The sequence below is a fragment of the Cupriavidus sp. Met-2 genome (assembly GCF_049843575.1).
GTDB lineage: Bacteria > Pseudomonadota > Gammaproteobacteria > Burkholderiales > Burkholderiaceae > Cupriavidus > Cupriavidus metallidurans.
The window spans coordinates 761984-775803 of sequence record NZ_JBBHZL010000001.1 but is presented as its reverse complement, the minus strand read 5'-3'; the positions used below and the strand labels follow the sequence as shown (position 1 = coordinate 775803).

Genomic DNA, 13820 nt, shown 5'->3' with positions numbered 1-13820 from the left:
TACTAGGAGAGATCGATGATCGTCACACGCAGGACCACCCTCGCGGCCCTGGCCGCCACCGCAGTACTGGCGCTGGCCGGCTGCGGCAAGAAGGAAGCCGAGAAGCCGGCCGAAACCGCCGCCCCGGCATCTGCGCCGGCCGCTGCGGCTGCCGAGCCGCTGAAGGTGGCGTTCGTCTACATCGGACCGGTCGGCGACGCCGGCTGGACCTATGCCCACGACGCGGGCCGCAAGGCCGTCGAAGCCAAGTTCGGCGACAAGGTAAAGACCACCTTCGTCGAGAACGTGCCCGAGTCCGCCGCTGACGCCGAGCGTGTGTTCCGGGACCTGGCCAGCCAGGGCAACAAGCTGATCTTCGGCACCACGTTCGGCTACATGGAATCCATGCTGAAGGTGGCCAAGGAGTTCCCGGACGTCAAGTTCGAGCACGCCACCGGCTTCAAGACCGCCGAGAACCTGGCGCAGTACGACGTGCGCACCTATGAGGGCGCGTACCTGGCTGGCGTGGTGGCCGGCAAGATGAGCAAGACCGGCAAGATGGGCGTGGTGGCGTCGGTGCCGATCCCTGAAGTGATCCGCAACATCGACTCGTTCACGCTGGGCGCGCGCAGCGTGAACCCGAAGGCCACGGTCAAGGTGGTCTGGGTCAACAAGTGGTTCGATCCGGGCAAGGAACGTGAAGCCGCCACGACGCTGATCGGCCAGGGCGTGGACATGCTGATGCAGAACACCGACTCGGCCGCCGTGGTGCAGACCGCCCAGGAAAAGGGTGTGTACGCATTCGGCTGGGACAGCGACATGAGCAAGTTCGGCGAGAAGGCTCACCTGGCCGCGTCCGTGATCTCGTGGGGCGTCTACGACAACAAGGTGGTCGAGGACGTGCTCAACAACCAGTGGAAGCCCAACACCACGTGGTGGGGCCTGAAGGAAGGCATGATCGACCTGAAGGGCTTCAACGCCGTGGTGCCGGATGACGTCAAGGCACTGGTGGAAGAGCGCAAGAAGGGTGTGATCGACGGCACCGCGCCGATCTGGAAGGGTCCGCTCAAGGACAACGCCGGCAAGGAACAGCTGACCAAGGATCAGGTGGCCGACGACAACTTCCTCCACAACATCAAGTTCTACGTGGACGGTGTGGAAGGGAACGTTCCGGGCTGACTGACCCGGTGACTGGCTCCCCACTCCCGTCTTGCGGGAGTGGGGAGAAAACCGAAGGAACTTGAATCGGCTCCGGGCAGCCCAACCTACCGGTTCACGCACATGCGTGACATGTGATCGAGGAGGCCCACCATGTGGAAACGATTCTCAGCCCTGTGGACGCTGGTACGACGTGACGGCCGGCTATTCTGGTTTGCCCTGCGCCACCCGGACTCGCCGCCGTGGCTGAAACCCGCCGCAGCCGGGCTGCTGCTCTACGCGATCTCGCCGATCGACCTGATTCCCGACTTCATCGCCGGACTCGGCATCGTGGACGACGTCGTGCTGATTCCACTCGCCATCCATCTGATTCTGAAACGCCTGCCGCCGCATATCCTGCGCCAGGCTGAAATGCGCGCCAGCGCGACCACCGTGCGGTCGCGCTGACTGCCGTACTTCTACCGTACTTCCTCAGGGTGCCGCGTCGTCGGCGGCTGCCTGATCTTCCTCAAAACAGATCCGCGCAAGTTCCACGACCACCAGTTCCGCCGTGGCAAGGTTCGTCGCGCATGGCACGTTGTGCACGTCACACGCGCGCACCAGCGCGTTGATATCCGGTTCGTGCGGCTGCGGCGTCATCGGATCGCGCAGGAAGACCACCGCGGTGACGCGGCCTTCCGCGAGTTGCGCGCCGATCTGCAGGTCACCGCCCCACGGGCCGGACAGCATCCGCGCGACAGGCAGCCCCGTTTCGGCAGCGATCCGGCCGCCGGTGGTGCCGGTGGCCAACAGGTCGCATTGAGCCAGGAAGTCCCGATGGCGACCCGCGAACGCGACGATGTCATCCTTCTTGTGATCGTGCGCGATCAGCGCGATGCGTGGCTTGCTGCGCATGTCAGAACGTCCCCGGATACGCACCGCCGTCGAGCAGCACATTCTGGCCGGTCATGTATGCGGCCTGGCGGCTGCACAGGAACGCGCAGGTAGCGCCGAACTCAGCCGGGTCGCCAAAGCGGCGCGTCGGGTTGGACGCCGCGCGGCGCTGCGCCATTTCATCGACGCTGATGCCGGCCTTCTGCGCGCCGCCTTCCATCGTCTTGTAGAGACGATCGGTGTTGAACGGTCCGGGCAGCAGGTTGTTGACGGTCACGCCATGCTGCGCCACTTCGCGCGCCAGGCCGGCGACGAAACCGGTCAGCCCCGAGCGGGCGCCGTTGGACAGGCCCAGCACGTCGATCGGCGCCTTCACCGCGCCACTCGTGATGTTGATGATGCGACCCCAGCGGCGCGCGATCATGCCATCGACCGTGGCCTTGATCAGCTCGATCGGGGTCAGCATGTTGGCGTCGAGCGCCTTGAGCCATTCGTCGCGGCCCCAGTCGCGGAAGTTGCCCGGAGGCGGGCCGCCGGCATTGTTGACCAGGATGTCGAGATCGCCCAGCTTCGTGGCTGCGTCGAGGGCAAGCTTGCGGCCTTCCGCCGTGGTGATGTCGGTAGCCACCGCCAGCACGCGGCGGCCGTGACGGGCGCGCAGATCGGCTGCAGCCTTCTCCAGCGCCTCGGCGCCACGCGCCACGATCACCACATCCACGCCTTCCGCCGCGAGCGCATCGGCACACGCAAACCCGAGCCCCTTGCTGGCGCCACACACCAGCGCATGCTTACCGCGCAGTCCGAGATCCATTTCTTGCTCTCCTTCCTTGGTTGATTCTTCTCGAATTTTCGAATTCAGGCTTTCTTCGTCGAAAGCAGATACATGCCGCCGAGCACCAGGGCGCTACCGATCATCTGCACACCGCTGATGGGCTCACCCAGCAGCCAGAACGCCAGCAGCAACGTCGAGACCGGACCGATCATGCCAGCCTGCGACGCCATCGGCGCACCAATCCGCGCCACCGCGATCATCGTCAGCGACACCGGCAACACGGTACAGAACACCGCGTTCACCACGGACAGCCACATTACCGGCGCCGGCTGCGCGAGTTCCGCGATCGGCCGGCCCAACGCCAGATATTGCACCACGCAGCAGAACGTGGACACGCACATCGCATAGGCCACGAGCCGCAGCGATCCCACGCGCTGCACCAGTTCACCGCTCAGGATCAGATACACACCATACGACATGGCGCTGCCAAGCACCAGCGCGCCGCCCAGCCAGACCTGCGGGCCGCTCACGTCGAGGTCGTGCGCGAACACCAGCACGATGCCCACATAGGCCAGCAGCAGCGATATCCACTGGCGGGCCGCGATAGGCCGGCGGAAGACCAGCGCGGTCGTCAGCAGCACGAAGGAGGGAGTCAGGAACAGAATCAGCCGCTCGAGGCTCGCGGTGATGTATTGCAGCCCGATGAAATCGAGGAAGCTCGACAGGTAGTAGCCGATGAAGCCCAGGAACACCACGCGGCCACGATCGGCCCAGGACAACGCGGGCAGCTTGCGCGCCTGCCACCAGCCGATTGCCATGAACAACGGCACCGCGAACATCATGCGCAACGTGATCACCATCACGGCGTCGACGTTGTAGCGGTACATCAGCTTGGCGACGATGGCCTTGGCCGAGAAAAGCACGGCGCCGATGGCCGCGACGGCAAGCCCGACGCGCTGTGCGGCAGGCACTTCGACGGGCGGAGACAAAGACTTCTGGGAGGCAGGCACGGGGGACGCAGTTCGGGCATACGCCGGGCCGGCACGTTCGATTCGTGCGGCGCGCGGCGGGAACCCGGCGATTGTATGCCAAAAGACGCAATGCTCGCCGGGGCCGCGCCAATGCCTGCTTTCCCATACAATGGCCGGCGCCTGCGCGGCGCGCCAGAGCCGCGCGCCGCGCAGGAACAACAAGAAACTGGAGATACCCGAGTCATGCCGTCCTACCGCTTCACGGCGCGCCGCCGTGCCATCCTTTCCGCCACCCTGCTCGCGTTCGCCGTGCCGTCAGCCGCCTTTGCCGCCGACAGCTTCCCGAGCAAGCCGATTCGCTTCATCGTGCCCTATGCCGCAGGCGGCACCACCGACCTCGTGGCCCGCACCGTGGGCCAGCGCGTGGCCGAAAAGCTCGGTCAGCCGGTCGTCATCGAGAACCGGCCGGGCGCCGGTGGCAACATCGGCATGGATGCCGTGACCAAGGCACCAGCCGACGGCTACACGATCGGCTTCGGCGCGATCTCGACCAACGCCCTCAACCCGCATATCTACAAGCACGTGCCGTTCGATCCGCGGCGCGACTTCACGGCGATCAGCCTGCTCGGCACCTCGACCATCGTGCTGGAGGTGAGCGAGAGCCTGCCGGTGAAAACCGTTCCGGAACTGATTGCCTATGCGAAGGCTCATCCGGGGCTGACCTATGCCACGGCTGGCACGGGTACCTCGATGCACCTGGCCGGCGCGATGTTCTCGCAGGTGACGCAGACGAATCTGACTCACGTGCCGTACAAGGGAAGCAGCCCGGCCATCAACGACATGCTCGGCGGCCACATCCAGGTGATGTTCGACAACCTGCCGGCCTCGTTGCCGCACATCCAGGCTGGCAAGCTGCGCGCGCTGGCGGTGGCTGGCAAGACACGCTCGCCGTCGCTGCCGAATGTGCCGACGCTGGCCGAAGCCGGACTGCCGGGCTACGCGGTAGAACCATGGTTCGGCGTCTACGGCCCGGCCAACCTGCCAGCGCCGGTGGTGCAGGCGCTCAATACGGCGTTCGTCGAGGCGCTGGCGCGTCCGGACGTGCGCGACAAGCTGGCCCAGGCCGGCTTCAATCCGAAGGGTTCGAGTGCAGCCGAATTGCAGACACTGACTCAGACTGAATACGAACGTTTCGGAAAGGTCGCAAAGTCGGCCGGGATCACGGTGGACTGACCACCGGGCAGGCCCGCGCATCCATTACAATCGCGCTGCACAGGGCCCTCCCGCTCCAGGGGGGGCCTTCCCGATTTCCGAGCCTGCCGCCATGAAACAAGATCCGCGCTTTCCCAATCTCTTCATCCTCGATCACCCGCTGATCCAGCACAAGCTCTCGCACATGCGCGACAAGGAAACGTCGACACGCACGTTCCGCGAGTTGCTGCGCGAGATCACGCTGCTGATGGGCTACGAGATCACGCGCAACCTGCCGCTGACCACGCGCCGCATCGACACGCCGCTGGTGCCGCTGGACGCCCCGGTCATCGCCGGCAAGAAGCTGACGATCGTGCCCGTGCTGCGCGCCGGCGTCGGCATGAGCGACGGCCTGGTGGAACTGATTCCGTCGGCGCGTATCGGCCATATCGGCGTATATCGCGACGATCAGCACCGCCCGGTGGAGTATCTGGTGCGCCTGCCGGACGTGGAAGATCGCTCGTTCATCCTGTGTGACCCGATGGTCGCCACCGGTTATTCGGCTGCCCATGCGGTGGATGTGCTCAAGCGCCGTGGTGTCAAGGACGAATCCATCACCTTCGTGGCGCTGGTGGCTGCGCCCGAGGGCGTCGAGGTGTTCCAGAAGGCCCACCCCGGCGTGAAGCTCTACGTCGCCTCGCTGGACAACCATCTGGACGACCATGCCTATATCGTGCCGGGCCTCGGCGACGCCGGCGACCGTCTCTTCGGCACCAAGAACTAAGCTCGAACTGAACTGGATTCGTCTGAATGAAATTGAGGCGCTTGATGCGCCTCAAGGTTTTTGTGGGATGACCTTTCCCCGTGCCTTGTACTGACTACACTGTCCGCGATACACGGTGAATCAATATAAAAGCGAAGGGAGTCCCACATGGAAGCCATCAAGATCCTGTTCACAACGCCCACCGGGCTCGGCAGTCTGGCCGTCATTGCCTTCATCATCGGGATGGGCGCGTTCTTTGCGCGCATGTTCGCGCGCAAGATGCGCGAGGACGCAGAGGCTGCGCGGCGCGGCGGCAACTGAGCCCCTGGCCAGCGGCGCCGGCGCTGGCCCCTGACGATCCCCATGAAAAACGCCCGCATCGCGCGGGCGTTCTATTTTGATGCATCGGCGTTGGTCCAGCTTCGCAAGCTACTTGCGCTTGCCGCCGCCGAGCAGACTGCCCAGCACGCCGCGAATCAGTTCCCGTCCCACCTGGGAACCCACCGTCCGCGCCGCCGACTTGGCCATCGACTCAAGGATCGAATCGCCGCGCCCGCTCTTGCCGGTGCCTTTCGTCAGCGTGCCGAAGATCTCGCCAGCCTGATCGAGCCAGCCGCCCTGCTCCGCGCTACCACTTGTCCCGCCTGCCGCGCCGCCACTGGCCGGCCCCGGCGTTCCCGTTCCCGACGCCGCCGCGTTGCCGCGCAACTTCTCGTACGCCGATTCCCTGTCAATCGTTTTCTCATAGGTACCCGCCACCAGTGACCCCGCGATCAACGCCCGACGCTCGTCGTCCGTGATCGGGCCGATACGGCTGCCGGGCGCAAGCACCCAGGCACGCTCGGTGACGCAGGGCGTGCCCTTGGCGTCGAGGCACGACACCAGCGCCTCCCCCACGCCGAGTTCGCCGATAACCTGCTCCAGATTGAGCTTCGGGTTCGCGCGCATCGTCGTGGCCGCCACCTTGACCGCCTTCTGGTCACGCGGCGTGAATGCGCGCAGCGCGTGCTGCACGCGGTTGCCAAGCTGACCGAGCACAGTGTCCGGGATATCGACCGGATTCTGCGTCACGAAATACACACCCACGCCCTTCGAGCGCACCAGCCGCACGACCTGCTCGATCTTGTCGAGCAGCGCCTTGGGCGCATCGTTGAACAGCAGATGCGCCTCGTCGAAGAAGAACACCAGCTTGGGCTTTTCCAGATCGCCGGCCTCGGGCAGCTTCTCGAACAGCTCGGACAGCATCCACAGCAGGAAGGTCGCGTAGAGCCGCGGCGCGTTCATCAACTTGTCGGCGGCCAGGATGTTGACCACGCCCTGCCCCTTCTCGGTCTGGATGAAGTCCTCGAGATTGAGCATCGGCTCGCCGAAAAACTTGTCCGCTCCCTGCGATTCGAGCGCCACCAGACCACGTTGGATCGCGCCGATCGACGCCGCCGAAATATTGCCGTACTCGGTCGTGAACTGGCCCGCGTTGTCGCCCACGTACTGGAGCATCGCCCGCAGATCCTTGGAATCGAGCAGCAGCAGGCCGTTAGCGTCCGCGATGCGGAATACCAGGTTCAGCACGCCTTCCTGGGTATCGTTGAGTTCGAGCATCCGCGACAGCAGCAGCGGCCCCATATGGGAAACCGTCGCGCGCACCGGGTGGCCTTTTTCGCCGAAGACGTCCCAGAGCGTGGTCGGGCATGCGCCCCAGACCGGCTCGGGCAGGCCATGCTCGGCCAGGCGGGCCTTGAGCTTGTCCGTGGGCTGGCCGGCCTGGGAAATGCCGGTCAAATCACCTTTTACGTCGGCCATGAACACCGGCACGCCCAGCCGCGAGAAGCCCTGGGCCAGCGTCTGCAGCGTGACGGTCTTGCCCGTGCCGGTCGCCCCGGTGATCAGGCCGTGGCGGTTGCCCATTTCGGGCAACAGCACGAGTTCTTGGTCGGCATTCTTGGCGATGAGGATGGGATCGGCCATGTGATCTCGGGAAGCGGGAATGAACGAGGTGGAAATGCACCCGCAGCCATCGGCGGAAGCACGATGCATGGCGCTTCGGAGCGGCGGGGGCGCGTGATAAAATCCTGCGCTGATTATAGCCAGCAGATTGGCACATCAATCACATGGCGCGGCCGCCGGATTGTCAGCAACTGTCAAGGAAGCCTGATCCACGCCCGCGCCGCGCCAACAGCGGCCGCACGCCGCACGATTCGTTTTTGCGCCACGGAGAGAAACATGGCCGGTCATTCCAAATGGGCCAACATCAAACACAAGAAAGCCGCCGCTGACGCCAAGCGCGGCAAGGTCTGGACGCGCCTGATCAAGGAAATCACCGTTGCCGCCAAGCTCGGCGGCGGCGAATTCGACTCCAACCCGCGTCTGCGCCTGGCCATGGAAAAGGCCATGGACGCGAACATGCCCAAGGACAACATCCAGCGCGCGATCCAGCGCGGCGTGGGTGGCCTGGAAGGCGCAAACTACGAAGAAATCCGTTACGAAGGCTACGGCCTGGCCGGTGCCGCCATCATCGTCGACTGCCTGACCGATAACCGCACCCGTACCGTGGCCGAAGTCCGCCACGCGTTCTCGAAGCACGGCGGCAACATGGGCACCGAAGGTTCGGTGGCCTTCATGTTCACGCACTGCGGCCAGTTCCTGTTTGCCCCGGGCACCCCGGAAGACAAGCTGATGGACGCCGCGCTGGAAGCCGGCGCGGACGACGTGGTCACCAACGACGACGAATCGATCGAAGTGACTTGCCCGCCCAATGACTTCGGCGCGGTCAAGGCCGCGCTGGAAGCCGCCGGCTTCAAGGCCGAAGTGGCCGACGTGGTAATGAAGCCGCAGAACGAAGTGAGCTTCGTCGGCGACGACGCCGTCAAGATGCAGAAGCTGCTGGACGCGCTGGAAAACCTGGACGACGTACAGGAAGTCTTCACCAACGCGGTGGTCGAGGAATAAGCCTCTCGCGCCGCGCCCCATGGCGGCAGCCCGGCACCAGCCAGCTGCCGCTTTTCGCATGCGTTTCTTTTCTGGCAGTGGATCATGAAAGTTTTGGTTGTCGGCTCGGGTGGACGTGAACACGCGCTGGCGTGGAAGTTGGCCCAGTCCCCCAAGGTGCAAGTCGTGTACGTGGCACCGGGCAACGGCGGGACGGCGCTGGACAAGCGTCTGCAGAACGTGCCGCTGACCGACCCGGAGGTGCTGGCCGCCTTCGTCGAGCGTGAAGGTGTGGCGTTCACCGTGGTTGGCCCCGAGGCGCCACTGGCTGGCGGGATCGTCGACGTGTTCCGCGCCCGCGGCCTGCGTATCTTCGGCCCGACCAAGGCCGCCGCCCAGCTGGAATCGTCGAAGGACTTCGCCAAGGCCTTCATGCACCGCCATGGCATTCCCACGGCCTATTACCAGACGTTCTCCGACGCTGCCGGCGCCCACGCCTATATCGACGCCCAAGGCGCGCCAATCGTGATCAAGGCCGACGGCCTGGCCGCGGGCAAGGGCGTGGTGGTGGCGATGACGCTGGAAGAAGCGCACGCTGCGGTCGACATGATGCTGGCCGACAACAAGCTCGGCGATGCCGGCGCCCGGGTCGTGATCGAGGAATTCCTCGAAGGCGAGGAAGCCAGCTTCATCGTGATGGTCGACGGCAAGAACGTGCTGGCGCTGGCCACTAGTCAGGACCACAAGCGTCTGCTGGATGGCGACGCGGGCCCCAACACCGGCGGCATGGGCGCGTACTCGCCTGCCCCCGTGGTCACGCCCGCGCTCCATGCGCGCGCGCTGCGCGAAATTATCCTGCCGACCGTGCGTGGCATGGAAAAGGACGGCATCCCGTTCACGGGCTTCCTGTATGCCGGCCTGATGATCGACGCCAACGGCAACCCGAAGACGCTGGAATTCAACTGCCGCATGGGCGATCCGGAAACGCAGCCGATCATGGCGCGCCTGAAGACCGACCTGGTGGATGTGATGGAAGCGGCCGTGGACGGCAAGCTGGATCAGATCGAGCTGGACTGGGATCGCCGCACCGCGCTGGGCGTGGTCATGGCCGCCTACGACTACCCGGAAAACCCGCGCAAGGGCGATGCGATCACCGGCATCCCCGCGGAAACCGCCGACGCCGTGACGTTCCACGCCGGCACCACGCTCAAGGATGGCACGCTGCTGACCTCCGGCGGCCGCGTGCTCTGCGTGGTGGGCCTGGCCGATACGGTCAAGGCAGCACAGAAGAACGCCTACGCCGCAGTGGAACAGATCCGCTTCGACGGGATGCAATTCCGCACCGACATCGGATACCGCGCCATCAAGCGTTGATGACCCCAGGTATCCGACCATTCGCCCCACGACACGTGGGGCGAAGCCAGCCGGTACAATCATGACACCGCAATGACAGCCGGAGCGCCCGCCGCCCGGCTGTCCTGCTACCGGCCTATTCAGACCCACCCATCATGATCGATTCCCAGGCAGTCCGTGACTATCTGCTCGGCCTGCAAGACCGCATCACCGACGCCATCGCCGCTGTCGACGGCCAGGCGTTCCTGACCGATAACTGGGAGAAGCCCCCCACCGAGCGCCTGCGCGGCAGTGGCCGCACGCGCATCCTGGAGGGCGGCGCCGTGATGGAGCGGGCTGGCGTGGGGTTCTCGCACGTGCGCGGTGACACGCTGCCGCCGTCGGCCAGCGCCAACCGGCCTGAACTGGCCGGCCGCAGCTTCGAGGCGATGGGCGTCTCGCTGGTATTCCATCCGCGCAACCCGTACGTGCCCACCGTGCACATGAACGTGCGCTGCTTCATCGCCGTGAAGCCCGACGCGGAACCGGTCTGGTGGTTCGGGGGTGGCATGGATCTGACGCCGTACTACGGCAACGCCGACGACTGCGCGCACTTCCACCGCACCTGCAAGGATTCGCTGGCCCCGTTCGGCGACGACCTGTATCCGCGCTTCAAGCAGTGGTGCGACGAGTATTTTTTCCTCCGCCATCGTGGCGAGGCACGCGGCATCGGCGGCATCTTCTTCGATGATTTCTCGGCGCTCGGCTTCGACCGCAGCTTCGAGATGCTGCGCTCGGTCGGCGATGCGTTCCTCGCCGCCTACCTGCCGATCCTCACCGCACGCAAGGACGCCGCCTATGGCGAGCGCGAGCGCGATTTCCAGGCCTATCGCCGCGGCCGCTACGTCGAATTCAATCTGGTGTTCGACCGTGGCACGCTGTTCGGCCTGCAGTCGGGCGGTCGCACGGAGTCGATCCTGATGTCGATGCCACCGCAGGTATCGTGGCGCTACGACTGGCAGCCCGAGCCGGGCACCCCGGAAGCCGCGCTCTATACCGATTTCCTGCCGGCGCGGGACTGGGCCTGAATCGATGACCGATAAGAAGCCGGCCACCGCCAACCGACAGCAGCGTCCCTACCGCCTGGGTATCCTCGGCGGCACCTTCGACCCTCCGCACCGCGGCCACGTTGCGCTGGCCCAGTTGTGCATCGATCACCTGGATCTGGACGAACTGGTCTGGATTCCCACCGGCCACTCGTGGCAGAAGGGCGACCACGTCACCCCCGCCGCCGACCGCCTGGCCATGACGGAACTGGCCGCCGGCACGCTGGATCCGGGCCGCGCCAAGGTCCGTGTGAGCCGCATGGAGGTGGAGCGCGAGGGCCCGAGCTACACGATCGACACGGTGCGGCAGCTGCGTGCCGAATACGGCGCCGACACGTCGATGTCCTGGCTGATGGGCGCCGACCAATTGCTGCGCCTGCACACCTGGCACGGCTGGGAGGCCCTGTTCGAGCAGGTGCACCTATGCATCGCCACCCGCCCGGGTTTCGACCTCGCGGCACTGGACGGCCCGGTGCTCGACGCGATGCAGCAACGGCTCGCGGACACGCACCTGATACAATGCACGCCCTCCGGCCATATGTGGATCGACCAGACGCTTGCCGTCGACCTGTCCTCCACCGGCCTGCGCCAGCGCCTGGCCGATGGCCCGATCGCGAATGATCCGGCGGATGACCAGTTGCCCGCCGGCGTGGCACACTACATCGCGCGTCACGGCCTGTACCAGCAGGCCTGAGCCGACGCGCCCCCCTACCGAATGAAGCTGAACAAGAAAGACACCATGGATATTCGTAAACTGCAGCGCGCGATCGTCGACGGGCTCGAGGATGTGAAGGCGCAGGACATCAAGGTGTTCGACACCACTCACCTGACCGAACTGTTCGACCGGGTGGTGATCGCCAGCGGTAATTCGAACCGTCAGACCAAGGCGCTGGCGGCGTCGGTACGGGATACGGTCAAGGATGCCGGCGGCCACATCGTGGCGGTCGAGGGCCTGGAGACCGGCGAGTGGGTGCTGGTGGACTGCGGCGATGCCGTGGTGCACATCCTGCAGCCGCAACTGCGCCTGTACTACAACCTGGAAGAGATCTGGGGCGACAAGCCGGTGCGCGTGAAGCTGGCTGCTGGCAAGGGCCTGGCCAAGGCCAGCGAGCCGATGGACGACGAGGATGCCGAGCCGGCCCCGCGCGTGCGTCGCGCATCGAACCTGCGCCCGGCGCTGGCCCGTTTGCCGGAAGGCATGAAGGAGCCGTCGCCGCCGATGGGTCACGAGGACACCGATCCGGACGCGATCGCCACGATCCGCAAGCCGGCGCGCAAGACCAGCAGCACGGGCACCGCAGCCAAGGCACCGGCACGCAAGACCACAACGGCTCGCAAGACGACGACCGGCACGGCCGCCAAGACGCCGGCCCGCAAGTCGGCAACAGGCACCGCCACGAAGACGACGGCTCGCAAGACCACTGCGACCAAGACGGCTGCTGCCAAGACCGCCGCACCGCGCAAGCGCGCAACGCGTTCGGCCTGACCCTTCCAGACGTACCGACCACCGGGCATCTCTCATGCAACTTGCCATCGTGGCTGTCGGCAACAAGATGCCCGCGTGGATCGAAACCGGTTTCAACGAGTACACCAAGCGGATGCCGCCCGAGTTGCGCATCGAGCTTCGCGAGGTCAAGCCGGAAACCCGTTCATCGAGCAATAATGCCGCCACGGTGATGCAACGCGAAGCCGCGCGCATCGAGGCCGTGCTCGGCTCGCTGTCGAAGCAGTGCCGGATCGTGGCGCTCGACGAACGCGGCAAGGACTGGACCACCGTGCAACTGGCCGAGCAACTGACCGGCTGGCAGCGCGAAGGCGGCGACGTCGCCTTCCTGATCGGCGGTGCGGACGGCCTCGATCCGGCGCTCAAGGCACGCGCGCACACACTGTTGCGTATATCGAGCCTGACGCTGCCACACGGCATGGTGCGCGTGCTGCTGGCCGAGCAGCTTTATCGTGCCTGGTCGGTCACGCAGAATCATCCGTATCATCGCGCCTGAGTCATTGGGCCTGGATCATCGGGCCTGAACACCGGCGGCGGTTGGCCCGCTCTCCGTGATAGCGAAAAGGCAAGCCAGTACAATCGGGGCAACCGTTTCTCTCGCCTCGATTTCCCATGACCTCCATCCTCTATCTGGCTTCCCAGAGCCCGCGCCGCCGCGAGTTGCTGACGCAGCTCGGCGTGACCTATGAACTGCTGCTGGCCGATGCCGGCGAGGATGCCGAAGCGCTCGAGGCCGTCCGGCCCGGCGAGTCCCCCGATGACTACGTCCAGCGAGTCTGCGCGCTGAAGGCCGACGCGGCACTTCAACGCCGCGCGCGTCGCGGGTTACCCGACGCGCCGATCCTGACTTCCGACACCACGGTCTGCCGTGGCGGCGACATTCTCGGCAAGCCCGCCGACGCGCGCGACGCCGCTGCCATGCTGGCGTCGCTTTCCGGCACCACCCATCGCGTATTGACTGCCGTGACGGTCGCGACGTCCGCCGGTCAGCGCCATGCGCTGTCGATCTCCCACGTCACTTTCCGCCCGATACTCGCCCCCGAGATCGAGCGCTACGTGGCCAGCGGCGAGCCGCTCGGCAAGGCAGGCGCATACGGCATCCAGGGCCGCGCGGCGGAGTTTGTCGAGCGGATCGACGGTAGCTATTCGGGTATCATGGGCCTGCCCTTGTTCGAGACGGCGGCACTGCTGCGCGAGGCCGGTTTGCACTTCTGACCGGCGCTTCCAGCCCGGCCTTCCGACCCAA

At 65.6% G+C, this 13820-nt stretch carries 16 protein-coding genes; 12 read left to right on the top strand and 4 right to left on the bottom strand.

The window, feature by feature from the left end:
- The first annotated feature begins 15 nt into the window (after positions 1-15).
- Both WD006_RS03660 and WD006_RS03655 read left to right on the top strand, forming a co-directional pair.
- Positions 16-1158 (top strand): BMP family ABC transporter substrate-binding protein, encoded by a 1143-nt coding sequence (locus tag WD006_RS03660; RefSeq protein WP_029308303.1) that lies wholly within the window; start codon positions 16-18, stop codon positions 1156-1158.
- Between the two features lie 132 nt (positions 1159-1290).
- The gene (locus WD006_RS03655) at positions 1291-1584 is read left to right on the top strand and encodes a YkvA family protein (protein ID WP_008645191.1); all 294 of its coding nucleotides are present in this window, start codon (positions 1291-1293) and stop codon (positions 1582-1584) included.
- 24 nt (positions 1585-1608) lie between these two features.
- On the opposite strand, the gene WD006_RS03650 is transcribed toward WD006_RS03655, so the two are convergent.
- Genes WD006_RS03650 through WD006_RS03640 form a run of 3 tightly spaced genes read right to left on the bottom strand, consistent with a single transcriptional unit; the run spans position 1609 to position 3753 of the window.
- Positions 1609-2031 (bottom strand): methylglyoxal synthase, encoded by a 423-nt coding sequence (locus WD006_RS03650; protein WP_008645189.1) that lies wholly within the window; start codon positions 2029-2031, stop codon positions 1609-1611.
- 1 nt (position 2032) lies between these two features.
- On the bottom strand, positions 2033-2821 hold the full coding sequence (locus WD006_RS03645; RefSeq protein ID WP_029308304.1) for an SDR family oxidoreductase: 789 nt from the start codon (positions 2819-2821) through the stop codon (positions 2033-2035).
- Between the two features lie 44 nt (positions 2822-2865).
- Positions 2866-3753 (bottom strand): DMT family transporter, encoded by an 888-nt coding sequence (locus WD006_RS03640; RefSeq protein WP_029308305.1) that lies wholly within the window; start codon positions 3751-3753, stop codon positions 2866-2868.
- A gap of 243 nt (positions 3754-3996) precedes the next feature.
- Between WD006_RS03640 and WD006_RS03635 the strand changes: the two genes are divergently transcribed.
- From WD006_RS03635 to WD006_RS03625, 3 genes are all read left to right on the top strand, one after another.
- Positions 3997-4986, top strand: coding sequence for a Bug family tripartite tricarboxylate transporter substrate binding protein (locus WD006_RS03635; protein WP_029308306.1), 990 nt, complete (start codon positions 3997-3999; stop codon positions 4984-4986).
- A 91-nt stretch (positions 4987-5077) separates the two neighbouring features.
- The gene (gene upp, locus WD006_RS03630) at positions 5078-5728 is read left to right on the top strand and encodes a uracil phosphoribosyltransferase (protein WP_008645177.1); all 651 of its coding nucleotides are present in this window, start codon (positions 5078-5080) and stop codon (positions 5726-5728) included.
- 147 nt (positions 5729-5875) lie between these two features.
- Positions 5876-6028 carry a DUF3149 domain-containing protein gene (locus WD006_RS03625; RefSeq protein ID WP_008645176.1) on the top strand — a complete coding sequence of 51 codons (153 nt, stop codon included), beginning with the start codon at positions 5876-5878 and terminating at the stop codon, positions 6026-6028.
- A gap of 108 nt (positions 6029-6136) precedes the next feature.
- Here the strand turns inward: WD006_RS03625 and WD006_RS03620 are convergent, their stop codons facing one another.
- Complete coding sequence (locus WD006_RS03620; RefSeq protein WP_029308307.1) at positions 6137-7672, bottom strand: helicase HerA-like C-terminal domain-containing protein; 1536 nt, start codon at positions 7670-7672, stop codon at positions 6137-6139.
- Between the two features lie 255 nt (positions 7673-7927).
- Here WD006_RS03620 and WD006_RS03615 point away from each other — a divergent pair, with 255 nt between their 5' ends.
- The 7 genes from WD006_RS03615 to WD006_RS03585 all read left to right on the top strand — a co-directional run bounded on the left by WD006_RS03615 (position 7928) and on the right by WD006_RS03585 (position 13789).
- Entirely contained in the window at positions 7928-8653 is a 726-nt protein-coding gene (locus tag WD006_RS03615) for a YebC/PmpR family DNA-binding transcriptional regulator (protein ID WP_011515625.1), read from the top strand.
- Between the two features lie 84 nt (positions 8654-8737).
- Complete coding sequence (gene purD, locus WD006_RS03610) at positions 8738-10006, top strand: phosphoribosylamine--glycine ligase (protein ID WP_011515624.1); 1269 nt, start codon at positions 8738-8740, stop codon at positions 10004-10006.
- Positions 10007-10140: 134 nt separating this feature from the next.
- Positions 10141-11052 carry an oxygen-dependent coproporphyrinogen oxidase gene (gene hemF, locus WD006_RS03605; RefSeq protein ID WP_011515623.1) on the top strand — a complete coding sequence of 304 codons (912 nt, stop codon included), beginning with the start codon at positions 10141-10143 and terminating at the stop codon, positions 11050-11052.
- A 4-nt stretch (positions 11053-11056) separates the two neighbouring features.
- Complete coding sequence (locus WD006_RS03600; RefSeq protein WP_011515622.1) at positions 11057-11764, top strand: nicotinate-nucleotide adenylyltransferase; 708 nt, start codon at positions 11057-11059, stop codon at positions 11762-11764.
- Between the two features lie 45 nt (positions 11765-11809).
- Positions 11810-12556: a ribosome silencing factor gene (rsfS, locus tag WD006_RS03595; RefSeq protein WP_029308308.1), complete on the top strand. Its 747-nt coding sequence runs from the start codon at positions 11810-11812 to the stop codon at positions 12554-12556.
- A 34-nt stretch (positions 12557-12590) separates the two neighbouring features.
- Positions 12591-13070: a 23S rRNA (pseudouridine(1915)-N(3))-methyltransferase RlmH gene (gene rlmH, locus WD006_RS03590; protein ID WP_029308309.1), complete on the top strand. Its 480-nt coding sequence runs from the start codon at positions 12591-12593 to the stop codon at positions 13068-13070.
- Between the two features lie 116 nt (positions 13071-13186).
- Positions 13187-13789, top strand: coding sequence for a Maf family protein (locus tag WD006_RS03585; RefSeq protein ID WP_011515619.1), 603 nt, complete (start codon positions 13187-13189; stop codon positions 13787-13789).
- Positions 13790-13820: the final 31 nt, after the last annotated feature.